This window comes from Phytoamicus setariae, from assembly GCF_016722925.1.
Classification (GTDB): domain Bacteria; phylum Pseudomonadota; class Alphaproteobacteria; order Rhizobiales; family Rhizobiaceae; genus Rhizobium_E; species Rhizobium_E setariae.
The window spans coordinates 62,161-85,299 of record NZ_JAEQNC010000018.1 but is presented as its reverse complement, the minus strand read 5'-3'; the positions used below and the strand labels follow the sequence as shown (position 1 = coordinate 85,299).

Annotated in this window: 25 protein-coding genes; 12 read left to right on the top strand and 13 right to left on the bottom strand. The window is 57.4% G+C overall.

All coding sequences use genetic code 11. From position 1 onward, the window contains the following. The first annotated feature begins 122 nt into the window (after positions 1-122). The 6 genes from rpsM (at position 123) to JJB09_RS24050 (ending at position 5,760) form a co-directional block, all read left to right on the top strand. Positions 123-491 (top strand): 30S ribosomal protein S13, encoded by a 369-nt coding sequence (rpsM, locus tag JJB09_RS24075; protein WP_201663640.1) that lies wholly within the window; start codon positions 123-125, stop codon positions 489-491. 196 nt (positions 492-687) lie between these two features. Then, positions 688-1,077 (top strand): 30S ribosomal protein S11, encoded by a 390-nt coding sequence (rpsK, locus tag JJB09_RS24070; RefSeq protein ID WP_201663669.1) that lies wholly within the window; start codon positions 688-690, stop codon positions 1,075-1,077. A gap of 97 nt (positions 1,078-1,174) precedes the next feature. Then, on the top strand, positions 1,175-2,185 hold the full coding sequence (locus JJB09_RS24065) for a DNA-directed RNA polymerase subunit alpha (protein ID WP_201663639.1): 1,011 nt from the start codon (positions 1,175-1,177) through the stop codon (positions 2,183-2,185). 121 nt (positions 2,186-2,306) lie between these two features. Next, the gene (gene rplQ, locus JJB09_RS24060) at positions 2,307-2,729 is read left to right on the top strand and encodes a 50S ribosomal protein L17 (RefSeq protein ID WP_201663638.1); all 423 of its coding nucleotides are present in this window, start codon (positions 2,307-2,309) and stop codon (positions 2,727-2,729) included. A gap of 130 nt (positions 2,730-2,859) precedes the next feature. After that, the gene (locus JJB09_RS24055) at positions 2,860-3,384 is read left to right on the top strand and encodes a GNAT family N-acetyltransferase (protein WP_201663637.1); all 525 of its coding nucleotides are present in this window, start codon (positions 2,860-2,862) and stop codon (positions 3,382-3,384) included. A 171-nt stretch (positions 3,385-3,555) separates the two neighbouring features. Further along, positions 3,556-5,760 carry a glycosyltransferase family 29 protein gene (locus JJB09_RS24050; protein WP_201663636.1) on the top strand — a complete coding sequence of 735 codons (2,205 nt, stop codon included), beginning with the start codon at positions 3,556-3,558 and terminating at the stop codon, positions 5,758-5,760. A 108-nt stretch (positions 5,761-5,868) separates the two neighbouring features. On the opposite strand, the gene JJB09_RS24045 is transcribed toward JJB09_RS24050, so the two are convergent. Together JJB09_RS24045 and JJB09_RS24040 are read right to left on the bottom strand one after the other, a co-directional pair. Next, positions 5,869-6,996: an S-(hydroxymethyl)glutathione dehydrogenase/class III alcohol dehydrogenase gene (locus tag JJB09_RS24045; protein ID WP_201663635.1), complete on the bottom strand. Its 1,128-nt coding sequence runs from the start codon at positions 6,994-6,996 to the stop codon at positions 5,869-5,871. Between the two features lie 123 nt (positions 6,997-7,119). After that, positions 7,120-7,914 carry a formyl transferase gene (locus tag JJB09_RS24040; protein WP_201663634.1) on the bottom strand — a complete coding sequence of 265 codons (795 nt, stop codon included), beginning with the start codon at positions 7,912-7,914 and terminating at the stop codon, positions 7,120-7,122. A gap of 234 nt (positions 7,915-8,148) precedes the next feature. On the opposite strand from JJB09_RS24040, the gene JJB09_RS24035 reads away from it, so the two are divergent. Next, entirely contained in the window at positions 8,149-8,853 is a 705-nt protein-coding gene (locus JJB09_RS24035; protein ID WP_201663633.1) for a hypothetical protein, read from the top strand. Between the two features lie 10 nt (positions 8,854-8,863). On the opposite strand, the gene JJB09_RS24030 is transcribed toward JJB09_RS24035, so the two are convergent. Genes JJB09_RS24030 through JJB09_RS24020 form a run of 3 tightly spaced genes read right to left on the bottom strand, consistent with a single transcriptional unit; the run spans position 8,864 to position 11,350 of the window. After that, positions 8,864-10,117, bottom strand: a complete 1,254-nt coding sequence (locus JJB09_RS24030; RefSeq protein ID WP_343229079.1) for a HAMP domain-containing sensor histidine kinase — start codon at positions 10,115-10,117, stop codon at positions 8,864-8,866. A gap of 3 nt (positions 10,118-10,120) precedes the next feature. Continuing rightward, positions 10,121-10,819: a response regulator gene (locus tag JJB09_RS24025; RefSeq protein ID WP_201663632.1), complete on the bottom strand. Its 699-nt coding sequence runs from the start codon at positions 10,817-10,819 to the stop codon at positions 10,121-10,123. A gap of 24 nt (positions 10,820-10,843) precedes the next feature. Then, positions 10,844-11,350 carry a Spy/CpxP family protein refolding chaperone gene (locus JJB09_RS24020; RefSeq protein ID WP_201663631.1) on the bottom strand — a complete coding sequence of 169 codons (507 nt, stop codon included), beginning with the start codon at positions 11,348-11,350 and terminating at the stop codon, positions 10,844-10,846. A gap of 346 nt (positions 11,351-11,696) precedes the next feature. On the opposite strand from JJB09_RS24020, the gene mgtE reads away from it, so the two are divergent. Both mgtE and JJB09_RS24010 read left to right on the top strand, forming a co-directional pair. Then, complete coding sequence (gene mgtE, locus JJB09_RS24015; RefSeq protein WP_201663630.1) at positions 11,697-13,124, top strand: magnesium transporter; 1,428 nt, start codon at positions 11,697-11,699, stop codon at positions 13,122-13,124. Positions 13,125-13,202: 78 nt separating this feature from the next. Continuing rightward, on the top strand, positions 13,203-13,589 hold the full coding sequence (locus JJB09_RS24010) for a MerR family transcriptional regulator (protein WP_201663629.1): 387 nt from the start codon (positions 13,203-13,205) through the stop codon (positions 13,587-13,589). A gap of 21 nt (positions 13,590-13,610) precedes the next feature. Here the strand turns inward: JJB09_RS24010 and JJB09_RS24005 are convergent, their stop codons facing one another. Genes JJB09_RS24005 through JJB09_RS23995 form a run of 3 tightly spaced genes read right to left on the bottom strand, consistent with a single transcriptional unit; the run spans position 13,611 to position 15,817 of the window. Beyond that, the gene (locus tag JJB09_RS24005; RefSeq protein ID WP_201663628.1) at positions 13,611-14,084 is read right to left on the bottom strand and encodes a methyltransferase family protein; all 474 of its coding nucleotides are present in this window, start codon (positions 14,082-14,084) and stop codon (positions 13,611-13,613) included. Between the two features lie 13 nt (positions 14,085-14,097). Beyond that, positions 14,098-15,093, bottom strand: a complete 996-nt coding sequence (locus JJB09_RS24000) for an acetyltransferase domain-containing protein (RefSeq protein WP_246748937.1) — start codon at positions 15,091-15,093, stop codon at positions 14,098-14,100. A 31-nt stretch (positions 15,094-15,124) separates the two neighbouring features. Beyond that, positions 15,125-15,817: a DUF599 domain-containing protein gene (locus tag JJB09_RS23995; RefSeq protein WP_201663627.1), complete on the bottom strand. Its 693-nt coding sequence runs from the start codon at positions 15,815-15,817 to the stop codon at positions 15,125-15,127. 174 nt (positions 15,818-15,991) lie between these two features. On the opposite strand from JJB09_RS23995, the gene JJB09_RS23990 reads away from it, so the two are divergent. Together JJB09_RS23990 and JJB09_RS23985 are read left to right on the top strand one after the other, a co-directional pair. Next, a complete protein-coding gene (locus JJB09_RS23990) occupies positions 15,992-17,389 on the top strand; it encodes an L-serine ammonia-lyase (protein ID WP_201663626.1) in 1,398 nt (465 codons plus the stop codon). Positions 17,390-17,440: 51 nt separating this feature from the next. Next, entirely contained in the window at positions 17,441-17,878 is a 438-nt protein-coding gene (locus JJB09_RS23985; protein ID WP_201663625.1) for a DUF1489 family protein, read from the top strand. 6 nt (positions 17,879-17,884) lie between these two features. Here the strand turns inward: JJB09_RS23985 and JJB09_RS23980 are convergent, their stop codons facing one another. The 3 genes from JJB09_RS23980 to JJB09_RS23970 all read right to left on the bottom strand — a co-directional run bounded on the left by JJB09_RS23980 (position 17,885) and on the right by JJB09_RS23970 (position 20,674). After that, complete coding sequence (locus JJB09_RS23980; protein WP_246748935.1) at positions 17,885-18,154, bottom strand: hypothetical protein; 270 nt, start codon at positions 18,152-18,154, stop codon at positions 17,885-17,887. A 152-nt stretch (positions 18,155-18,306) separates the two neighbouring features. Then, positions 18,307-19,653 (bottom strand): SPOR domain-containing protein, encoded by a 1,347-nt coding sequence (locus tag JJB09_RS23975; RefSeq protein ID WP_343229080.1) that lies wholly within the window; start codon positions 19,651-19,653, stop codon positions 18,307-18,309. A 286-nt stretch (positions 19,654-19,939) separates the two neighbouring features. Beyond that, a complete protein-coding gene (locus tag JJB09_RS23970) occupies positions 19,940-20,674 on the bottom strand; it encodes a hypothetical protein (RefSeq protein WP_201663624.1) in 735 nt (244 codons plus the stop codon). A 147-nt stretch (positions 20,675-20,821) separates the two neighbouring features. On the opposite strand from JJB09_RS23970, the gene JJB09_RS23965 reads away from it, so the two are divergent. Beyond that, positions 20,822-21,139: a DUF6949 family protein gene (locus tag JJB09_RS23965; RefSeq protein WP_201663623.1), complete on the top strand. Its 318-nt coding sequence runs from the start codon at positions 20,822-20,824 to the stop codon at positions 21,137-21,139. A 160-nt stretch (positions 21,140-21,299) separates the two neighbouring features. Here the strand turns inward: JJB09_RS23965 and JJB09_RS23960 are convergent, their stop codons facing one another. After that, complete coding sequence (locus JJB09_RS23960; protein WP_201663622.1) at positions 21,300-21,902, bottom strand: transglutaminase-like cysteine peptidase; 603 nt, start codon at positions 21,900-21,902, stop codon at positions 21,300-21,302. A gap of 571 nt (positions 21,903-22,473) precedes the next feature. Beyond that, a complete protein-coding gene (locus JJB09_RS23955; protein ID WP_201663621.1) occupies positions 22,474-23,082 on the bottom strand; it encodes a PilZ domain-containing protein in 609 nt (202 codons plus the stop codon). Positions 23,083-23,139 lie beyond the last annotated feature (57 nt).

The window sequence follows — 23,139 nt, the reverse complement described above, 5'->3', positions numbered from 1 at the left end:
GGGAGCCGGCTCGGTCGCTTTTAACATGAAGCGACCGTAACAAAGAAACAGGCAGCTGCTGTCGCGGCTGTGTAACGAAAAGCCGATTGCCGGATGGCAAGCGGAATGCAAGGAGAACAGGCGTGGCTCGTATCGCTGGCGTCAACATCCCGACTCAGAAGCGCGTAGTAATCGCTCTGCAGTACATCCATGGGATCGGTCCGAAGTTTGCTCAGGAAATTGTCGAGAAGGTTGGAATCCCGGCTGAGCGCCGCGTTCATCAGCTGACGGACGCCGAGGTCCTGCAGATCCGCGAAGCTATTGACCGTGATTATCAGGTCGAGGGCGATCTGCGTCGCGACACCTCGATGAACATCAAACGTCTGATGGACCTTGGTTGCTACCGCGGCCTGCGTCATCGTCGTTCGCTTCCGGTTCGCGGTCAGCGTACGCACACAAACGCTCGTACTCGCAAGGGCCCTGCAAAGGCTATTGCTGGTAAGAAGAAGTAATTTCCGCTCAATACGGAAAATGAAAGAGGCTGGTGCCGTGTGCACGGGCCTCTTTTGCTAGTTTCGGAATGGTTGCCATTCCGAGGGAACGCGGTCTTCAGAGATGAGGATCGGGACTTGCGGGCGGGGACTTCCATCCTTTCCCGGTGTAGCCGCTGGTATTACGGCGGTGAAGAGATCAATGAAAGGAAAGCATATGGCCAAGGAAGCCGCACGCGTTCGCCGTCGCGAACGTAAAAACATCTCGTCGGGTGTCGCTCACGTCAACTCGACCTTCAACAACACGATGATCACGATCACCGACGCACAGGGCAATGCTATTGCCTGGTCGTCTGCTGGTTCCAAGGGCTTCAAGGGCTCGCGCAAGTCGACTCCGTTCGCTGCGCAGATGGCCGCTGAAGATGCAGCCAAGAAGGCTCAGGAACACGGCATGAAGCAGCTTGAAGTGGAAGTTTGCGGTCCGGGTTCCGGTCGTGAATCTGCTCTGCGCGCTCTCCAGGCTGCCGGTTTCCTCATCACGTCGATCCGCGACGTGACGCCGATCCCGCACAATGGTTGCCGTCCGCGCAAGAAGCGCCGGGTCTGATCATACCTACAACGCGCCGGCTTCCCTAGGGGTGCCGGCGTTCCTCGATGTCGATCGCCACGATTGGATGGTGGCGCGAATGGAAGGCTGAAAAACCATGATTCAGAAAAACTGGCAGGAACTGATCAAGCCGAACAAGGTGGAGTTCACCTCTTCGAGCCGGCTGAAGGCAACTCTCGTTGCCGAGCCGCTCGAGCGGGGCTTCGGCCTTACGCTTGGCAACGCACTGCGCCGCATTCTTCTGTCGTCGCTGCGCGGTGCTGCCGTGACGGCGGTGCAGATCGACGGCGTTCTGCATGAATTCTCCTCGATCCCGGGCGTCCGCGAAGACGTGACCGATATCGTGCTCAACATCAAGGAAATCGCCATCAAGATGGACGGCGATGACTCCAAGCGCATGGTCGTGCGTAAGCAGGGTCCTGGCCAGGTGACGGCCGGCGACATCCAGACCGTGGGTGATATCGAGATCCTCAATCCGGGCCATGTCATCTGCACCCTCGACGAGGGCGCGGAAATCCGCATGGAATTCACCGTGTCGAATGGCAAGGGCTACGTTCCTGCCGACCGCAACCGCTCGGAAGATGCTCCGATCGGCCTTATCCCGGTCGACAGCCTGTTCTCGCCGGTCAAGAAAGTGTCCTACAAGGTGGAAAACACCCGTGAAGGCCAGGTTCTCGACTACGACAAGCTGACCATGACCATCGAAACCGATGGTTCGGTCACCGGTGAAGACGCAGTCGCTTTTGCGGCCCGTATTCTTCAGGATCAGCTCTCCGTGTTCGTCAACTTCGACGAGCCGCAGAAGGAAACCGAAGAAGAGACCATTACGGAACTCGCCTTCAACCCGGCGCTTCTGAAGAAGGTGGACGAACTGGAACTTTCGGTCCGTTCGGCCAACTGCCTGAAGAACGACAACATCGTCTATATTGGCGACCTGATCCAGAAGACCGAAGCCGAAATGCTTCGCACTCCGAATTTCGGCCGCAAGTCCCTCAACGAGATCAAGGAAGTTCTCGCGTCCATGGGCCTCCATCTTGGTATGGAAGTTCCTGCTTGGCCGCCGGAAAACATCGAAGAGCTCGCGAAGCGCTACGAAGATCAGTATTAAGAACAAAAAAGGCAGGTTCGTCTTGCCTTTCCCCGTCAAACAGCAGGCCCAGAACAATCAAAAGGGTGCCTGCATGTGCCAGGAAACGGCAGGTAAGACCTGCACTTAAAGGAGTATAGCCATGCGCCACGGAAATTCAGGCCGCAAGCTCAACAGAACTGCAAGCCACCGCAAGGCGATGTTTTCGAACATGGCCGCCTCGCTCGTAGAACACGAGCAGATCGTCACGACCCTGCCGAAGGCAAAGGAAATCCGTCCGATCGTCGAGCGTCTCGTGACTCTCGGCAAGAAGGGTGACCTGCATGCCCGTCGCCAGCTGATCTCGCAGATCGGTAGCGCCGAACTCGCAGCCAAGCTGATCGCAACGATCGCTCCGCGTTATGCCAACCGTCATGGCGGCTACATCCGCATCATGAAGGCCGGCTTCCGTCATGGCGACAACGCGCCGCTCGCAGTCGTCGAATTCGTCGACCGCGATGCGTCGGCCAAGGGTGCTGCCGATCACGCCCGCGTCGAAGCCGAGAAGGCTGCCGAAGCCGCGTGATAGCGACTTTCGCGATTTGAAATGGATCAAGCCGGGTGATGAGCCCGGCTTTTTTCATTTGTGTTGACTTCTCGCCGCGTCGGGAGTTTTTCTCTGATGCTTCTGAAGCTGCCTTTGAAGAAAAACGCTTATGATCGAAACTGCCCGCCTCCTGTTGCGTCCCCTTACTGTCGATGACTTCCAGTCCTACATCCCGCTCTGGCAGGAGGAACTGGGGCCGGATGGTGCGCCATCGCGCTTGCCCGTGCTGCGACCGGAGGAGGTGTGGGCGCGGCTGCTGCGCTGGATAGGGCACTGGAGCGCCTATGGTTTCGGGCCGTTTGTGGTCATCGACCGTGAGAGTGGCGATCTGTGTGGCGAAGTTGGCTTCGGCTATTTTCACCGCAGCAACGGTGAGGCCTTTGACACTGCTCCCGAGGGAATGTGGAAGATCGACAAAGCTCATCGCGGTAAAGGTTTTGCGTCAGAATCGATTGAAGCTGTTTGTATTTGGCTGGATCAAACATTGCAGGCCGAGCGATCAGTCTGCATGATTGACCCGATTAACACGGCTTCCCGGAAGCTGGCAGAACGTTTCGGCTTTCGCGCCTATGACGAGGTGACCTACAGAGGAGATGCGGTCATACTGTTCGAGCGGGCAAAACGGACTGGCTAGGTTCAGAAGCGGATACGCCGCGTCGGCTATTGCACCGCTGGAAACAGGTTCTGACATTTTGTTCGTTGTAAGGTGGTATGGAGGCAGCTGGTACTGTATGTCCGACTTGAAGATTGGCCGATTTTGGCCTCTTGCAGAGATGTCTTATCTGAGGGCAGGGTTTAGCTGTTAATGGCTGTTTTTTTAGGCGAAGAGTTCTACTCGAATCTTTCCAGAAAACTTGATGCATATGCAAGTGCTCGTGCCCTCGGCGGCTCTCGTGCTGCAGCTTCTCGTGTTTGGCGTTTCCTCAATTGGGCCGGGCAGAACTGCTCCTCGACGGATGTTGCACGCAAGCTGGCCGGAGAAGGACGGTTTGGGGAGGCGCTTTCATTGTTGCTCGCTGGAACAAAGGCCGGTGGGGTGCTGGGCAGGCAGGCGGCGGAGGAATTTCAAACATTCGCGACCTGGCTTGGCTATTCGGGCCATGTCAAGGAAGCTGAGGCGTGGATGGGACGTCTTCCCGATCAGTCGTTGAGTGGAGCAGGCGCCTGGTTCGTAGATTTCTGGTACAGGCGTTCAATTCTGGATTCCGCGCATAATTTCAGGCTGCGGCAGTTGTTGGGGCAGCAGCCTGACGAAGCAACCGAAAGCAAGATACTTTGGCTGCTTTATATGACCGGCGAAGTACAAGGCGATTTGGATCAGCTGTATAGCGCAGCGGCGAGGCGAGGGAATATGACTGCCGCGCGCGATTGGCTTTCCATCCTAGCTGCACGTGATCCTGACAAGTTCTTCTCGATTGCGACCGACAACAAGAAATGGTTTGCCAAAAAAGGTACTTCGCTGGCGATTGATATGTTGCTTTGCGACGGGGACACCCCTCTTGCGAACATGATCGGTGAAAGGCCGCGGCAGCTTGCGCGCCATTTCAGGCAATCAAGCGCGGACATTTGGAGCCGCATTGGTGATTCAAGCCTTTCCGTGGCTGTTGTCGGCAATTCCCCCTGCGAAATTGGGAAAGCGAAAGGTGAGGAAATCGACGCTCACGACGTTGTGATCCGGTTCAATCACGCCACCGTTGGCGCTCAGCACCAAAGCGACTACGGACGGAAGACCGACGTCCTCGTGACAAATGCATTCATGCTTCGAAATTTCGTAGAAGACCTCGATATACCTGTCATTGTTACGTCCAAAGACTGGGAGGTTTTTACCAAGGAAAAGAAAACTGCGTTCGCTCTTGCTGAAAAGGGCGTGCCATTGGCGACGGTCCCCCGCGAACTTCGTACAAAGATCAACCACGCCCTCAAGGCGACCGCGAGCAGTGGATTGCAGACGTTGGCTGCAGTATGCGATGTGCGCGGCGGAAACGAAAATGTGGGAATTTATGGTTTTTCGCTTGTCGACCAAATCGGCCCCAAGCCCACTTCCGCGAACTATTTCCGCAACACCAGGCCCGCCGCAAACCACAACTGGCGCGGCGAAGCGCTCATGCTTGATGCGATCCGGCGCAACGGCAATATCGACACTGCGCTCGAGGCCGCCGGTGAAATGCGCTACGACAACCAATGGAAGACGCTAGAGAGATTTACACCGACGCGTTTCCGGATTGAGGGCGATCACACCCAGTATCATTGCGGATCGGCAGCGGTGGCCCGCAGCCTACGGCATTTCCTCGCGCCTCACGGCGTCATTGTAGAGGATAAAAAATACGACGTTCTCGTGGTGAACGGCGAGGGTACCATGCATCACGGCTCAAAGGGGTTCCATCGCAAGATGAAAATCCTGGGCAGGGCACTGGATGCCGGTAAGGAAGCCTATCTTATCAATACCGTGTGGCAGGACAATCCGCATGACTATGACGATGTGCTGCGCGGGTTAACTGGTATCATTGTCCGGGAGGCAATGTCCCAGCGTGAACTTTTGGAGAAACATGGAATTAAGGCTCGGTTGCATCCGGATATGGCCTATTACGCTCCACTGGAAGCTCCAACCGATGTTGTTGACTACAAGGGTTCGATTGTCATCACTGACTTTTTTTCCAAGGAGTTCGATACCTTCGTGCGGCTGACGCGTGCAGAGGCGATCAAATACCCATTCGTCGATATGATGACCGTCGGGTGGGATGATCTGATCGCGAGCCTCAAGACCGCTGAAATGCTCATTACTGGACGACATCACGCTGTTTTCGCAGCTTGCCGCGCCGAAATTCCGTTTGTTGCGTTTGGTGGCAACACGCACAAAATCGAGGGCATATTCCATTCAGCAGGCGTGGATATACCAATATGTGAGAGCCGCGCGAAATTGCCCGAAATGATCGAGTGGGCTCGGAACAATCGACAGGAATATCAGAAACTCTTCGACTGGTTGAAGAGCTATAAAGGATGGAAGCTATAGGCTCAGGCAGGCTAACTGTACGACATCCTGACAGCGGAAAAGTAGCCCATCAGAGTAAATTGCGTAGGCGCCGGCAAATGTCCCGGCGCCTTATTTTTTCGCAAACGATCAGTACACCACCACGCCGCGAATGCTTTCGCCGGAATGCATCAATTCGAAACCCTTGTTGATGTCTTCGAGCGGCATCGTATGCGTGATCATCGGGTCGATCTGGATCTTACCCTCCATGTACCACTCGACGATCTTCGGCACATCGGTGCGGCCACGGGCGCCGCCGAAGGCAGTTCCCATCCAGTTGCGGCCGGTGACCAGCTGGAACGGGCGGGTGGAGATTTCCTGGCCGGCACCGGCAACGCCGATGATGACGGACTTGCCCCAGCCGCGATGCGAGCTTTCCAGCGCCTGGCGCATGACCTTGGTATTGCCGGTGCAATCGAAGGTGTAATCCGCGCCGCCGATCAGGTCGCCGTGACGCTTGGTCATGTTGACCAGATAGGGAACGATGTCGTCGCCAACCTCTTTCGGGTTGACGAAATGCGTCATGCCGAAGCGCTCGCCCCATTCCTTGCGGTCGTTGTTGATATCGACGCCGATGATCATGTCGGCACCTGCGAGCCTAAGCCCCTGCAACACGTTCAATCCGATGCCGCCAAGACCGAAGACGATGGCCGTCGAGCCGATCTCGACTTTGGCCGTGTTGATCACGGCGCCGATGCCTGTGGTGACGCCGCAGCCGATGTAGCAGACCTTGTCGAAGGGCGCGTCGGGATTGATCTTGGCAAGCGCGATTTCGGGCAGAACGGTGTAGTTCGCGAAGGTCGAGCAGCCCATGTAGTGATGGATCTTGTCCTTGCCGATCGAGAAGCGGCTGGTGCCGTCCGGCATAAGGCCCTGGCCCTGTGTGGCGCGGATCGAAGTGCAGAGATTGGTTTTGCGGGATGTGCAGGAATAGCACTCGCGGCATTCCGGCGTATAGAGCGGAATGACGTGATCGCCCTTCTTGACCGAGGTCACGCCGGGGCCGACATCGACGACGATGCCGGCGCCTTCATGGCCGAGAATGGCAGGAAACAGACCTTCCGGATCGGCACCCGAAAGGGTGAAGTCGTCGGTATGGCAGATGCCGGTGGCCTTGACCTCGATCAGCACTTCGCCCGCCCTTGGGCCTTCGAGCTGTACGGTCATGATCTCAAGCGGTTTGCCAGCCTGAACGGCGACGGCGGCGCGTACGTCCATAGTCGTTACTCCCTATGCAAAATTTCTCGCCCTTCAAACCATAAGCCGCCCCAACGCCGCAAGGGCTGTTTTGATTTTGGGTGAGATTTGCCGCTCGAGCAGCACTTCGGCGTCGGATCAAGACTACCAGATACCGGTCTTGAAGCCGTTGGCAAGCCACGTCCAGATTGTTGGCGGATACCGGAGCACCGATCGACCAGGCGGAGAGTAGGGCGCGAGTCGGTTGGCCAGTGCATCCTCTACCGCCCTGATGACGATGTCGGTTGAAGCGGCAGTCAACAGCAATGGGTATGTGGAGATCGAGTCCGCTCGATTTGGCAACAGCCGTTTTTCATAGAGTGCACCGCCGGTATCGATGCCCGCATCGACGAGGTGGACGGTTGCGCCGAAATTCTCGCTGTCGCCTTCGACAAGCGCCCAGTAGCCGCCCATCTGTCCGCGATAGGCAGGGTTGATGCCGGCGTGGAAATTTAGCACCGGACGGGTGATTTCAGCCAGGGTCGAGCTTGCGAGGAGCCTGCACGACACGGTGACAACGACAGCGGGAGAAAGCTCTCGGATCAAGGTGCGTGCGGCAGGATCGTTGAGGGAAGTAACGCGGTGGACGGGCGGGGCCACGACCGTGCGCGGAAGCGGCGCATGCTCGGCCATGATATCGGCCCAGCGCCGCGCCGCCGATTTTTTACCAAGCCTCGAAGCAATCATTGTCGCCAACTGACCGCAGGCCTTCACCCAGCCGAAGCGGCGGGCGCGACTGCGCAGGATCTTCCATTTCGATTCCGGTTCTTCGTGCAGAACTCTGACTCGGTCGGGAAAATGCTCCGCGAGCGCATCGATCATGATCGTGGGGATCGGGCCGCCGGCAGTCAGCACAAGTATGGTGCCGTGCACATTCGATTCAGGGGGGATTTCTTGCATGGTCAGCAGTTTCGCCGTTTCGTTGTCGGCAGGCATGCTGCATGAACCGGGTTAGCGTTCGGTGAATGCAACCAGGCTGTCCTCTTGCCGCAACTTTGTACAAAACAACTTATTGATGGGACTGATCTTCCAAGCGGAAAGAATTTATTGCAGCTTAACCATGCTTTTTTGCGGCACCTTAAGGCATTGCGAGAAATAGTGTGGATGGCTTCATGATGATGCCGGAGTTGCACCATGTTCGATCCCCGCCTGCCATACCCGGCATCAGTCGTTGCCGGGAAGAATCGGCTATCTGCCGATGATGTCCTGTTGTTGCGCAGGCACATGTTTCCCATGGGATTGCTGACGACAGGCGATGCGGAACTGCTTTGGACGATCCATTGTGCATCGGTCGAACGCAGTTGCGAATGGGAGGCTTGGTTTGTCGAGCAGATGGCGGAGTTCGTTGTTGTTCGCTGTCATCCGCAATACGCCCTCGACGACCACAACGCAGGCTGGTTGCTCGGCAATTTCGCCAGTGACGACGCAATTTCAGATTCGGTCGCGCTGGAAGTTTGCCTGCATGCCATGGAACTGGCCGCTGACGTGCCGGATATGCTTTCCGCGCTGATTCTCGACCAGTTGCGATTGGTGTTTGCAGGCGGCAAAGGTGCCTATGCGAAAGGCAGGGCTGCCAAGCGCGCTGGTATTGCGTCCTGCGACATCGATTTCATCTACCGCATCCTGCGCGGCTCCGTGCACAAGGGCAAGATGTTGCTGTCGCAGCGCGAAATTGCCGTGCTCGATGCTATTGACGTACTGGTGCAGAACGAGATCAACCATCCCGCCTGGGCGGACCTGATGCGCTCGATTGCCGCGCGAGACAGCAACGGTCACGCATCGCCCGTACCGTGGCTGCAAATGTTGCTGCGGGAAATGCAAGATATGGACGCGGCATAGCTGACCGTTGCTACAGGTGGGACGCGCCCAGCGGCAGTTCTACAACGAAAACAGCACCAGTTTCCGCGGGTTGCGCGGCATAGGCCCGACCGCCATGGAACCGCGCGATTTCTGCCACCAGAGCCAGGCCAAGGCCCCAGCCTCCATCGGTTTCGCTGCGTCCCGGTGGCCGGTAAAATGGCTCGAAGACCCGTTCAGCATCTTCCGACTTCAGTCCAGAACCGTGATCCTGAACGCGGATTTCCGCCACGTCGCCTTTATTGCGTACCGCGATGCCAACCGGTGGTTTGCCGTGGCGAATAGCATTTTGCAGGAGATTGCGGATCAGCCTGCGGATCATGCGCTCATTTCCCGTTAGCCGGATCTCATCGCCTTCAACGTCGGCGTCTGCGAAAGCTGCTTCCTCGGCGGCCAGCGCCAACAGATCGATGGGTTGGTCCAGAGGCGGTGGCCGGTCGCCATCCAGGCGGCTCTTCAACAGGATTTCTTCAACGAGTTCATCGAGTTCTGCGAGATTCCTGATAATTTCGTTCTTCGTTGGCTGGCTTTGCGAAACCTCGAACATTTCGATTGCCATGCGCAGTCGGGCAAGCGGCGAGCGAAGCTCATGGCTGGCATTGGCAAGCAGGTTCCTCTGGGAGTTTACGAGAGTCTCGATACGATCCGCAGCCAGATTGAAGGTCCTTGCCACAGTTGCGATCTCATCCTTGCCCGAAACAGGAACACGCTCGGCAAGCGTGCCGGATCCCCAGTTCTCCATGCTTGTCCGCATCTGGTCCAGACGTCGGGTCAGATGTCGAACGACCGGGTAGGCGGCTACGCCAATAAGGGCCGCGATCACCAGGAAGCTGATGATCAGATTGCCGCGCGGCGGAACGAAAGGTCTGCGCACGGATGCCACGAAACGTGATCCGTCGGGCAAAATCGCGCTGAACACCCTGAAGTGGCGGCGCTTCGGCATCGCATCGGCATTTTGAGTGTTGAATCTCGGATCTCCCGCGCCCTGAAGTATCTTGCCATCGGCGGCATAGATCGCGATGTCGGCATCGAACGCGTTCGACAATTTCTCCAGCATGGCCTGCCGCTGGTCGAACGACAAATCTGACGACAGCATTACCGAGGCAAACCGGTCGACGCGGTCTTCAAACGGGCTCCTGGTGTCCAGCCGTCCCAGGAAGGCTAGGGTCGATAACGCGATGACCACCAGAGCCAGGCTGCCGAGAACCGTCAGGTAGATTTTCAGGAAGAGACGACTGCCAATCACGTTCTATCGTTCCTCATCCTGGTTGCGTGCGAACATATAGCCTGCGCCGCGCAAGGTGATGATACGGCGCGGGCGTTTGGGATCGGTTTCGATGACAGCCCGGATGCGTGAGACATGTACATCAATCGAGCGGTCGAAGGATTCGAGTTCGTCGCCCCGGGTGATTTCCATCAATTGCTCGCGACTGAGAACCCGGCCCGCGTTTTCGGCCAGTGCTTGCAGCAGCGCGAACTGGTAGCCGGTGAGGGGCGCTTCGACGCCATCTATCGACACAATCCGCTGGTCGCGGTCGATCTCCAGCCGTCCGAAGCGAAGCAATGCGGACTGCGGTGCGCCGGATTGCGAGCGGCGAAGAATTGCCTTCAGTCTGGCGACGAGTTCGCGCGGGCTGAACGGTTTCGGCAGGTAATCGTCGGCTCCGAGCTCGAGCCCGACAATGCGGTCGGTTTCGTCGCCACGTGCGGTCAGCATCAGGACCGGCAGCGTGGAATTCGCCCGTATGCGGCGACACACCTCGAAACCATCGAAGTCCGGCAGCATCACATCGAGAATCACGGCGTCCGGCTTATGCAGGCCAATAGCCTGAAGGCCGGCTTCACCAGACAGTGCAGTCCGCACCCGGTATCCGGATGCGGACAGATAGTCGGTGAGCATGGCCGCGAGGCGTGCATCGTCATCGATGATCAGGATGTCCGCCGCCATGCATTATTCTCCTGTCGTGCCGGATTACGGCTGGTCGTGACCGTGGCCGAAATCGCCGATCTCCTCGACCAGCTTCTTGCGTTGGTCAGGCGTGAGGATTTCTGCCGCATCGGCGACCGCCTTGGCAATGGTCTTCGATTTCGCATCGATTTCCGCGACATGCTTGGCGCGCAGAGCTTCGATGGCGTTGCGGTCGATGGTCGGTGCTTCCAGCAGTTTCATGACCTCTTCGCGCATCTGCTTGCGCTCGCCACGTTCCGGTCTGACATCCTGCATCGTGGTCTTGAACAAGGCCTTGATCTTGTCCTTCTGGTCGGCCGTAGCGCCTACATCGGTCAGCACCTGTTCGACGCGATATTCCATGAAGCCGCGCATGAACTTGCCACGGTTCCAGTCGCCGTGGGCGAAAGCTACGGCACCGGCGCCGAAAACCGTCACTGCGACGACGCCGCCAACAATAAGCCGCTTGCCCCAATTCGCCTTGGTTGCCGGTGCGGCATGGATTGCGTTGCTATCGTGATCTTCGGTCATATCCTGATCCTTTCATTACGGTCATTGGATGGATGCAACATATGACGCGGCTGTTTCGGTGGTTTTTCCGCAATGTGTAGAAATGTAAAGTTGGTTTAGCTGTATGAATCAGATCGCCAGCAAAGTGCTGCAGGCGGTTGTTGTGACACATGGATTGGCATCCAGAGGATTCGCCCCGGACGCCGCTGATTTTGATAGACCGGAAAGACAAATTGTTCTAGCACCATGGCGGCGATCGACATCGGCCGGAAAGAGAAATCTCTTATGTAACCATGCCTTAACGGTCATTCTGCACAGTCGGAACGATACCGTCAGGCAAGACATTTCAGGATCAAGGGGCTTAGCTATGGTGCACGATAGCGAAGACGACGTGATTGAAGCCCCCGCACTGGAAGAGAAGGCGGAACTTTCCGACATTTATACCGAGGACGGTTCGGTTCGCCACGACTACCTGATGATGGTCGGAGCAGCCATAGCCGACCGGGATGTCATTTTCCTCCGCAAGAATGTCGGCAGGCTTCATATATCCGAACTCGGCGATGTGCTTGAGGCGATACTGCCGGAGCAGCGCATCGCGCTCATCCAGCTGCTCGGAGATGAGTTTGACCTTGCGGCATTGACCGAGGTCGACGAAGCGATCCGACTGGAGATCGTCGAGCAAATCCCCAATGACGCCATTGCTGCGGCCATTGGCGAGCTCGATTCCGATGACGCGGTCTACATTCTGGAAGACCTCGACCAGGAAGACCGCGAAGAAATTCTTGCCAAGCTGCCCTTCACGGAGCGGGTGCGCCTGCGCCGTGCACTTGATTATCCCGAAAGCTCCGCCGGGCGGCGCATGCAGTCGGAGTTCGTGGCCGTTCCACCATTCTGGACGGTTGGCCAGTGTATCGACTACATGCGTGAAGATGAGGATCTGCCCGAGAGCTTTACCCAGATCTTCGTTATCGACCCGACTTTCAAGCTGATGGGCGTGGTTGACCTCGACAGAATCCTCCGCACCCAACGGACGACGAAGATCGAAGATATCATGCGGGAAACCAGCCACCCCGTTCCGGCCGAAATGGACCAGGAAGAGGCGGCGCAACTGTTCCAGCAATACGACCTGCTGTCGGCTGCGGTCGTGGACGAAAACGGGCGTCTGGTCGGGGTTCTGACTATCGACGACGTCGTGGACGTCATCCACGAAGAAGCCGAAGAGGATATCAAGCGCCTGGCCGGCGTCGGCGACGAAGAACTCTCCGACAATGTCATGTCGACTGTCCGGTCGCGTTTCCTTTGGTTGTTCATCAATCTCGGAACTGCGTTCCTGTCCTCCACCGTCATCGGCCTTTTCGATGCAACGATCGAGGAGATGGTCGCACTGGCCGTGCTGATGCCGATCGTGGCCTCCATGGGTGGCAATGCCGGAACGCAGACGATGACAGTCACCGTGCGGGCGCTTGCGACCCGCGATCTCGATATTTACAATGCAGGCCGCATCATTCGTCGCGAACTCGGTGTCGGCGGTACCAACGGATTGTTGTTTGCCTGCATGGTGGGGCTGGTGGCGGGCCTGATGTATCACGACTACCACCTTGGTATCGTGATCGGCGTCGCACTGTTTATCAATTTCATGGCCGCAGCGCTCGCCGGAAACCTGGTTCCGCTGCTCCTCAACAAATTCGGGGCCGATCCTGCGGTTGCTTCTTCGGTGTTCGTGACGATGGTAACGGACTTGACCGGCTTCTTTGGCTTTCTGGGCCTGGCCACTCTTTGGTTCGCCTACCGCTAGACATCGCAATTGTCAGACAAATTGACTTTGACGTAAAAGTCAATAAAATGGTCGCTCCAATCAAAATGGCGGCCAGTCGTGGACAAATACTACAGCATTACCGAGCTGACGCGTGAATTCGACATCTCGACACGAACGCTCAGATTCTACGAAGACGAGGGCTTGATCCATCCCGAGCGGCGCGGCCGTACGCGCCTCTACCGTCAGGCGGACCGGCATTTGATCGCCCAGATCCTGCGCGGACGAAGGATTGGCCTCACGGTTGCCGAGATTCGCGAGATCATTCGCGTCTACAGCGAGCCGCCGGGCGAGTCCGGGCAGCTCAAGCTGTTGATGAAAAAAGTCGATGAGAAGCGTGAAGAGCTTCGCCAAAAGCGACGTGACATCGACGAGACGATCGAGGAACTCGACAATGTCGAGGAAGCCTGTCTCAACAGGCTTGCCGAAATTGGTGTTTCCACCTGACGCACGCGCCTTGGCATAGCATCAAATCCAGGCCCGCGTTCGCCGGCAATAGCGCTCGAACTCGAAACCGAACCGCGCCAGGAGATGTTTCTCCTCGCGACGGATCACGTAGAGATGCGTAACGGCGGCCGATATGATCGCCGCCGCAATGATCCAGCCATTGGCGGTGATCAACCCCAGCGACAGCGTCACGAGCGTATAGCCGAGATAGATAGGATTGCGGGTAACGCGGAACGGACCGCAGGTTACCAGCCGGTTGCAGGCGCTGGTCGAAAGCACCGAAGTGTGATGGCTCAGCAGCGTCAAGAACGCCCAGAGCGCGATACCAACGCCTATGAGGAAAAGCGTTGCCCCGCAGGCCTGCAGCCAAAGCCGCTTCTGCTCGACGATGTGCAGCGGCACGAATTTGCTGATGCCAAGGGCGACAGCCACGGCGACCACGTAGAAAACCGGTGGCCACGGATATTTCAAAGGCCTAATGCGATATGCGTTCATGGTTCCGCCAAGCTCACGGAGCCCGGGTTTCGGACTCACTCGTACATTCCAACGCGATTCCACTCAGGCGTTCATTATCCGCAGCCGAGATTGCGCCGGACTGGAGCGGAACCAAGAGCTTTTCCTGCTCCAGCCTTTCCAGGGTGCAATCGCAAAAGCGGGCACAGAATTCCGCGCTGCCGCTATCCTTGCAGCTAATCGCGCAACTCCGCAGGTATATCGCCGGCCGGTCCGGTTCGGGAGCCGGCACGATCAGCGAAAACGCATAGACAACTGAAATCAGGATGGGCTGATGGATCAGGTAGAAGACCAGACTGTGGCGGCCGAAAAAGGCAAGCGTGGTTTTGAACCGATTTGTTGCACTTATCCCCAACGTATTTTGTCTGAGCAGCCTTTGGGTAGCATCCAGCCTGCCCACGGCGATCCCCAGTAGAACCGGCCCCAGCCAGGGCAGCAGCGGAACATAGTCGAAGGAAATGCGTGTGCTGGTGCTGAGGCCGAGCCACCAGAACCATGGCGCATCGAAAATCTCGAAACGCCATATTTGAGGTATGGCGATGATGATTGCTGCGATGACTGCAGTCAGGGCCGGGGGCACCCGCAGAAAGAGCAGCCCGATGACGCTTGACACTGCAATTGCGTGCAGGATGCCAAAGAAGATGAAGCCTTGCGGGATGGCGAAGTAAGTCGCGACTGTCACCAGTACTGCGGCTGCAGCGACCTTTGCGAAACGAATCCAGAAACTGCGCCACCGGATGCCCTTGCCATGCGCCAGAACAAGCGAAAAACCCGCCAGAAACAGGAAAGTAGAGGCAATGGCCCTGGCATAGATCTTCGGCCAGCCGGAGGACGGGAAGTCGGCTGCAAGATAGCCGAAATCGGCGAGATCCCAGAGAAGGTGGTAGCTCGCCATCGCCAGAAGCGAGGCGCCTCGCAGGATATCAAGCCATTGAAAGCGGGGCTTGGTTGCCGAACCTGTGTTCACTGGCAGCATGTCGGCTGGCGTCATGTCTGCCGCCCGATTGCGATCGTTGTCATTCTCAAATGTTCAATCCCCTCAGCAGCGCATTGCGAGCCTCGGAGAAGAACTGCCGACGGATCAGGACCGTGAAGACGAAGACCGACATTGCGGCGAAAACATAGGCGTTCACGAACCATCCAAGGTAACCGATCGACAAAAACAGCCCCCTGAGGCCGGCATTGAAACTCTTCGCGGCGATGACATTCATGGCAATCACCCGCTCTGCCGCCAGATTGGCAGCGTGGGGGTCCTTAAGCGCGTCGGCCTGCATCGGCAAGGCCCCGAACAGGATCGAGCAATAGTTGAACAGGCGGTAGGACCAGCCGAACTTGAAGAAGGAGTAGGCGAATATCGCCGACAGCCCTCCGACTTTCAGCTCGAATGCTGTCCGGCTGCTATGGAAGATGCTCGGCAGGTCGGCAAAAAGCGCCTGGGCTTGTTCGGTCGCCCCCAACAGCGCAAAAGAGCTGCCGAGAGCCAGAAGCGAGGTCGAGCCAAAGAATGCGGTGCCGTTCTGCAGCCCAGCCATGATCGATGTGTCGATCATTTTCAGGTCGCGGTGCAGCGAATTGCGGATCCAGTTGGAGCGATGCATTGTCATCGCGCGGGTAACGCTGACGCGTTTGAACGTTCGCTCACCGCTGGTGAGCCAGTTGAAGGCTCCCCAGAGCGTGATGAAGAAGGCCAGGGCAATGTAGTCGGCTACGGTCATGACGTCAGTTTTGCACGGATTCGCGTTGGTTGGGAACGGGTGGCATCCTTTGATGGCGAACATGTCGCCTGTGTGTCAGCACTTGGCGGAAGTTCAGCTCGCGACCATATATAAATTGGAATAACCTGACGCGAAGCTGATACTGTGACTCAGGCAACAAAAGGCGGTCATTCGATGTTTCTATCCGTGTTCGACGTGTTCAAGATCGGCATCGGCCCGTCGAGTTCTCATACAATGGGTCCGATGACGGCGGCGAATGCGTTTCTGGCGCTTATCTTGTCGCCGGATTGGCCGCGTCCGGTCGGGGCGCGGATTGCGACGATCAAAGTCAGTCTGCATGGTTCGCTGGCGCACACGGGGATCGGCCACGGGTCCGATCGCGCCGTCGTTCTCGGCTTGACTGGTGCTACCGCCGATACAGTTGATCCCGACAGGATGGATGAGTTGGTTGCGGAAGTGGAGCAGACTGGCAAGATCCATCCGGAGGGCCATCCGGAATACGCTTTCCGGCCCAAGGACGACCTGCTGCTCGACAAGAAGAATCCGTTGGCCGGTCACGCCAACGGCATGCTGTTTCAGGCGCTCGACAGTTCCGGAAGGCTGCTGCTCAAGCAGATCTATTATTCGATTGGCGGCGGCTTCGTTGTCACCGATCTTGAACTGGAGCGCATGCGAACCGCCAAGAAGGCGGAGTCGGTCAAGGTTCCATATCCCTTTGCCACGGCAAAGCAGATGCTGGAAATGGCGGCGCGATCCGGGTTGACGATTGCCCAGATGAAACGCGCCAACGAAGAGGTGACGATGAGCGCCGATGAGCTCGACGCCCGGCTCGACAAGATCTGGGATGCGATGAAAAGCTGCATCGACCGTGGACTTGCCGTCGATGGCATCATGCCGGGCGGTCTCAAGGTGCGGCGCCGGGCCCGCCAGATTCATGACAAGCTGCAGGAGGAATGGCGCTCGAACAAGTCCAATCCGCTGCTGGCCAATGACTGGCTGTCGGTCTATGCGATGGCGGTCAACGAGGAGAATGCCGGTGGTGGCAGGATCGTTACGGCCCCGACGAATGGCGCAGCCGGAGTGATCCCGGCGACAATCCGCTATTACCAGCATTTTCATGAGGACTGGGACCAGAACGGCATTCGCGACTACCTGCTGACCGCAGCCGCGATCGGCGGAATTGTCAAGCACAATGCCTCAATCTCGGGCGCCGAAGTTGGCTGTCAGGGGGAGGTCGGCTCGGCTGCGGCGATGGCTGCTGCTGGTCTTGCCGCAGTCATGGGCGGCACGCCAGAGCAGATTGAGAATGCAGCTGAAATCGCGCTTGAGCATCATCTGGGCATGACCTGCGATCCGATAGCGGGACTGGTCCAGGTTCCGTGTATCGAACGCAACGCGCTGGGCGCGGTCAAGGCTGTGACGGCAGCGTCTCTGGCGCTCAAGGGTAACGGCCAGCATTTCGTGCCGCTGGATGCCTGCATCGAGACCATGCGCCAGACCGGTAATGACATGAGTGAGAAGTACAAGGAAACCTCGCTCGGAGGGCTTGCCGTCAACGTTGTGGAGTGTTGATACACCCAGAACGCGATTGACGGCACGCGTCATTTGGCGGAAATACCTGTCATGGCACTCAATCTGATCAAACTCTGCGTCGGCGCCGACTCAATCGATGACCTGAAGGACTGGGTTGCCGAGCGGTCGCTGCACGCAATAGCCGCGGGGCAGGAGCCCTATTCGTCGCACACGACGCGCATGGTCCCCAAGCGTATGGCCGATCTTCTCGACGGCGGATCGCTCTATTGGGTCATCAAGGGGCAGGTGTCTGCGCGCCAGAAACTGCTCGATATTGTGGAGTTCGTCGACACGGACGGAATTTCCCGCTGCAGATTGATGCTGGGGCCGGAGGTGATCGAGACCATGCCGCAGCCGAAGCGCCCATTCCAGGGGTGGCGCTATCTCGAGGCCAAAGATGCACCAGCCGATCTCTTCGCGCCGGGGCAGGGCGGCGAGGATATGCCTGCCGATCTTAAGCGGGAGCTTGCCGAACTGGGCCTGCTTTAAGCGCTGTCAGCGCAATCTCAGCCTGACAGGGTGGCGGCCTGCCGGTGATTTCACATGCAGATGCAGTGCAGCCGGGGGCTGCCCCGCGCGCCAGGCACGCGCGCCGTGGCCCAGCAGCAACGCGACCAGATCGCGCGTCTTGTGTTGCGAGCGGTTGAGGCCCATGCCCGCAAGCTTCATTGCCGCTTCGTGCAGCGGCAGCAACCCGAGTCCCTTCGCCCCAGATTTCTTTGGCGGGGACGGCGGAAAGTCCTGGAAGTTTCCATTCTGGGCCATAACAGTGCCTCGTACGCAATACAAATCGAGGTTTCGTAGGGGGAAGGCCACGCGCAATTGTGAGGTGGCAGTCCCGCATTTCAACAGCCCGTTTCAAATACGCGAACCGGGAAAGAGAAGCCGCCGGTCTCAAACAGGCGGCTTGTTTGTCTTTACTGAAGGCTGGCCCAGCAGCTGACGCCCTTCTTCTTCAGGACCTTGCAGGCGCTGACAGCTGCGTCCTGATCGGCGAACCCGCCGAAGCGTGCGCGGTAGAGCTGCTCGTTACCCTTTGCGAAGGCAACGGTGAATGGGGTGGCGGAACGCAATACCTTGCCGCCTTTGTCCTGCACTTTCTGCAGGATAACTTGTGCCTGTTCGTTGCCCGAAGCCGTTCCGACCTGGATTACCCAGCCCTTGGAGGTGGTCGAAGCGGTCGTCACGGTGTCGACCTTGCTGATCGAGCGCGTGGATTCCTCGGGCTCGGCCGCCGGGATGTTCTCGGTCGGCATCGCCTGGAGGGCCGCTACCTTGGTCACCTTGACGGTCTTGGTGCGGATCAACGGTACGGAATTGGTTGTTTCAGCGCTGGTCAACTGTTCGCTTGCTTCATAGCGCGCTTCCGGCATCGGGCCCTTGTGCGGCAGGTCGAGATCGTTCGTCGCTGCAACCACGTTCAGGGCTTCGGACTGACGCTCTGGCTCGGCATATGCGGTTTCCACCATTTCGCGCTTAGGCTTCATGGAGACCATCGCGTCGGCTTTGCCGCCGCGGCGGGCTGCCTGCGGCAGGTAGGTTTCGATCAACTTGCGCATCTTCGCATCACGCGAGCGGCCTGAAGTTCCACCCATGACCACACCAACGACCGAACGTCCGTCCACCTGCGCCGAGGTGACGAGGTTGAAGCCGGCAGCACGGGTAAAACCGGTTTTGATGCCGTCCACGCCACGTACGGCGCCGAGAAGACGGTTGTGATTGCCGATAACCTGCTTGCCGTACTTGAAGCTGCGAGCGGAGAAGTAGCTGTAATACTGAGGATAGTGCTTACGCAGCGCGATGCCGAGGCGAGCCTGGTCGCGCGCAGTGGTGACCTGACGGGCGTCGGGCAGGCCGTTTGCATTGTGATAAACCGTGCGGTTCATTCCAAGCGTGCGAGCCTTGGCTGTCATCATTTTGCCGAAGCGGGGCTCGGAGCCACCAAGGAATTCGGCAAAAGCGGTCGCGCAGTCATTGGCGGAACGGGTAACGAGAGCGAGGATACCCTGCTCGACCGTAAATGTCGTTCCGGCGCGCACGCCAAGCTTCGAAGGCGACTGCGATGCCGCGAATTTGGATACCGGCACACGACTGCTGAGCGAGATCCGGCCGGACTCCAGCGCATCGAACACCATGTAGAGTGTCATCATTTTGGTAAGCGATGCCGGATAGCGCAACCCGTCCGGATCCTCAGACTGCATCACTTCACCGGTTCTGACGTCGATGACGATGCTTGCAGGTCTCGGGCCGGCATATGCTTGCACCGTGACAAGGGCGCTGAGCGAAAATGCGGCGACGACGGTGCAGAAAGCCTTGGCGAGGGGAACGCACTTACCCCGGAGGTAGGGCAATGAGAACTTGAACTTGGACACTATGCTACTCTTCGTTTCTGTTGCGCAGACCGGAGCCGGATCCGGAGAACTTGAAGAGAGAATTTAGCCCGCTACCGTTACCAATCGGTTTATGATGAATCATTTCTTTCCGCATCTGCACGTATTCGCATAAAAATCTAACGGTCGCCGCCACCGTCAGCGTTTCCGGCTGTCTGCGTTACTTCTGGATCTGGTTGGTTTTGACGTGGTCGACAGCAAAGCGGCCGAGTGCGGCGTCAAGCTCCTGCCACTCCGGGAGGAGTTGTGAGGAAAAGCGATAGAGAAATGTCAGGTCTCGGCCCACATGGATATCGCGCTGGCAGTCGGCAGAGGTCGCCGCCTCCGCAGTAGCAGGAAGGATGCAGCGCACGACATAGTCGCGGCCATCTGGCTGCTTGGCGGTTAGGATCACCTCGGGTCCGAAGCCGGACTTCTCGCTTAACCGATTTATACTCAGTCCGGCGGGGCCTTTTTCGGGAGTTCCGGTAAAGAGCCGCCGATAGATCGGTTCAAGGCGGCCGGACATGTCGCGCGACATGACGCTTTGGGTAAATTCCATGAAAATGAGATTGCGAGAGCCTCCCGGCGCCGAAAACAACGCTGCTTTGGCCCGGGTGTAACCTTCGAGTTCCGGCCATGCGGCATAGAGGCTAACGGAATCTGCTCGACCGTTACGCCTCTGGTTCTCAAAGCGGATCATGTTTGCCGGTAGGCTTAATATGTCCTGTCCTATCGCGATCCTGACCGGCGCTTGAATTTCCGTTTGCCCGTCCATGGCCAACCGGTCGCCGTAATATTTGCCGGCAACAGTGATGGCCGCTGTCAGCGCGGCGAGCAGCCCGATGATAGCTGTGACTTTTAACAGAAAGTGGTTGGTGAGCAGCGATGAATGCGTATCATGTTTCTCAACCATATTATTGACCTGTAATGCCCGCCGCTCGCCTGCGTTGAAATCGCACGAATTAGACTCTTGCTTGCCTGTGTCAGGCTGGCGCTCCTGTTGGCATGATTATTGCTGCGGATCGCAGTGACACTTAATACGTTTCGGGATTGATCCAAAATGACTTTCAGTGATTTTTTTGTCTGCCTTGTTGCCGGCCTCGCAATCCCAATGGCGCTTCTCGATGCCGCGCGAACCATACTCGGCGATGGCATGCCGTTGCAAGCAGAGGGGTTTCAGCTGGAAAGTCGGCCATTGCCGTGGATACTCGGTCTTTTTGCTGGCCCGGCCTTGTTGTTCGATCGGGTGGTCGGTGGGTGGCGGGCGGATACGATGACCCGTAACGACGTCGCTCAGGGTGCGGTGATCGTCATTGGCTGGGCCGGCATCTACGGATTTGTTTTTCTTTCGCTGGCCAGACTGCTTTGGTCAGCGTGAAGCCGGGCTAATTGAGGTTGTCCAAAACAAAAATGCCGACCCCAGGGATGGCGGGGTCGGCAAAAGAGCCGGGTCTGGGACGGGAAGTGGGGGGTGACCGGGCCCTTTGTCAACTGATGCGCATGATTTGACGAAGCGGATCTGTTGTCGCTCCTTGCGATCAGTCCAAGCTACCAACTGCAGGCGAATGGTCGTCGTTGATCTTTACCCACTGAGCCGAATTGCGTGTCGATTGGCGCTTCAGGTAGGTGTATTCGGTGTCAGACCAGAGCAGAACCTTGTTGCGCATGTTGTCCAGCACGAAGTCGCCGCGATCAGTGCGGACGGTCAGAACCGCATGGCCTTCGCCATTAGGCTGCAAAACAACGGTTATCAGCAGGTTTGATTCAGAAAAGCCTCTTTCAATCAGCAGCTTACGCTTGAGAAGGACGTAGTCTTCGCAATCGCCTGCGGTATCCGGAAGCGTCCAGCGTTCTTCCACCCCATAAATCTGCTGGTCCGTCAGCGGCTCGATGGTGCTGTTGACCTTGTAGTTCACCTGGAGGAGGGTTTTCCACCTTCCCTGCGTCAACTCCATCGGACCGCTATCCGCAGCGCTGGCGCGGCACTGGCTGGCAAAGCGCTGGCAGTATTCATAATGGCCGATTGGTGGATTGGTGCGCCCCACTGTCGTCATGTTGGCCGAGAATGCGAATGCTGCATTGGCGGCAGACCAGAACATCAGGCCCGCGATAATTGCTTTTGCGACAGTCTTGGCTTTCATTCCCTTATCTCCCCGTTGATGGGAAGATATTGGCACAGGTGTTTTTACCTCTCGCGAAGAACGACAGTAAGATTAAGTATAGACTTTAGATGTTCTTGAGTTTGTTTTTACAAAAACAAGAATAAAAGTTGAATGGTATTTGAAGTGTATTTGAATCGAATTTTGTATTGTTTTTAGGAGAATGAGAATTGAATTTGAATAAAAATTTATGAAAAACGCCATAAGCGATTGAATATGAAAGACAAAATTTGTGCGCTGTACGCTCGCTCTGACGACGCTGTCGGAGTGTACCATTTTGGGAATGTAGTTGGATCGAAACGATACAAGTTGCGGGCGGGAGGCGCATGATGACGTATCTGTCCGGTCGCGCTCCATCAGCCAAAACGCGACAGCAGAATAATGAAAATATTTTTTCGGCGGCTGCCGAAATGTGGCTTTTGGCGCCGTCGAATGGTGTGTCCGATAGGATGGGCTCCATCATGCGCCAATGCTCGGGCACAAAAAAACCGGCGTGCTGCCGGTTTCGAAGTTAGCTGCGTCTGGAGTGTTTTGCCCGGCTAGGCGGTCGCTATCAGAAGGTTTCGAGACCCTCGCGGCTCAGCACGTTTGAGAATTCAATGGCGACGCCTTCCTGGAAGTGGCGCACCACGCGTCCGCGCATGTTGCCAAGCCGGACAGGCGTTCCGAGGGCAGGGCGCACGTCGATTTCAACGGCGGCACCGGAAACGGAAAGGTCGATGATCCGGCAGGCGTAGCTGCGGCCGTCGTCAAGGCCCAGTTCTGAGTGGGTCGACCTTGGGGCGATGCGCTCGTGTCTCCGGTCCTCCGGCAGGCCAAGATCGCTCTTGTTGGCGAGCCAGGCGAGTTGGGCTGCAAGTTTATCCCGCTTGCGTTCCGTGGCCTGCAGGGCCACGACGAAACCATGGTCCACCAGCTTTGCAACGTTGCCTTCCAGCCGGCCGATATGGTCGATGTAGGCGATGACGCGTTCACCGACTTTCGGAAAAGCGGTGCACTGAAAACGGACATCCCCCGGAGACATATCGAGTGCCTTGCAATCGAACTCAGAGAGATCGGCAAGCATCAGGCGGCCTTGCAGGTTGACCACGACGCGCTGGAATGCGCGTGCGTCCACAGATGTGTTGGCAGCTATGGCATTTGCGGTCTGGTGTGCATGCATGGTTGTCTGTCCGAAAATCATTCAATGGTAACAATAGGCCGATTGACGTTAAGAAAA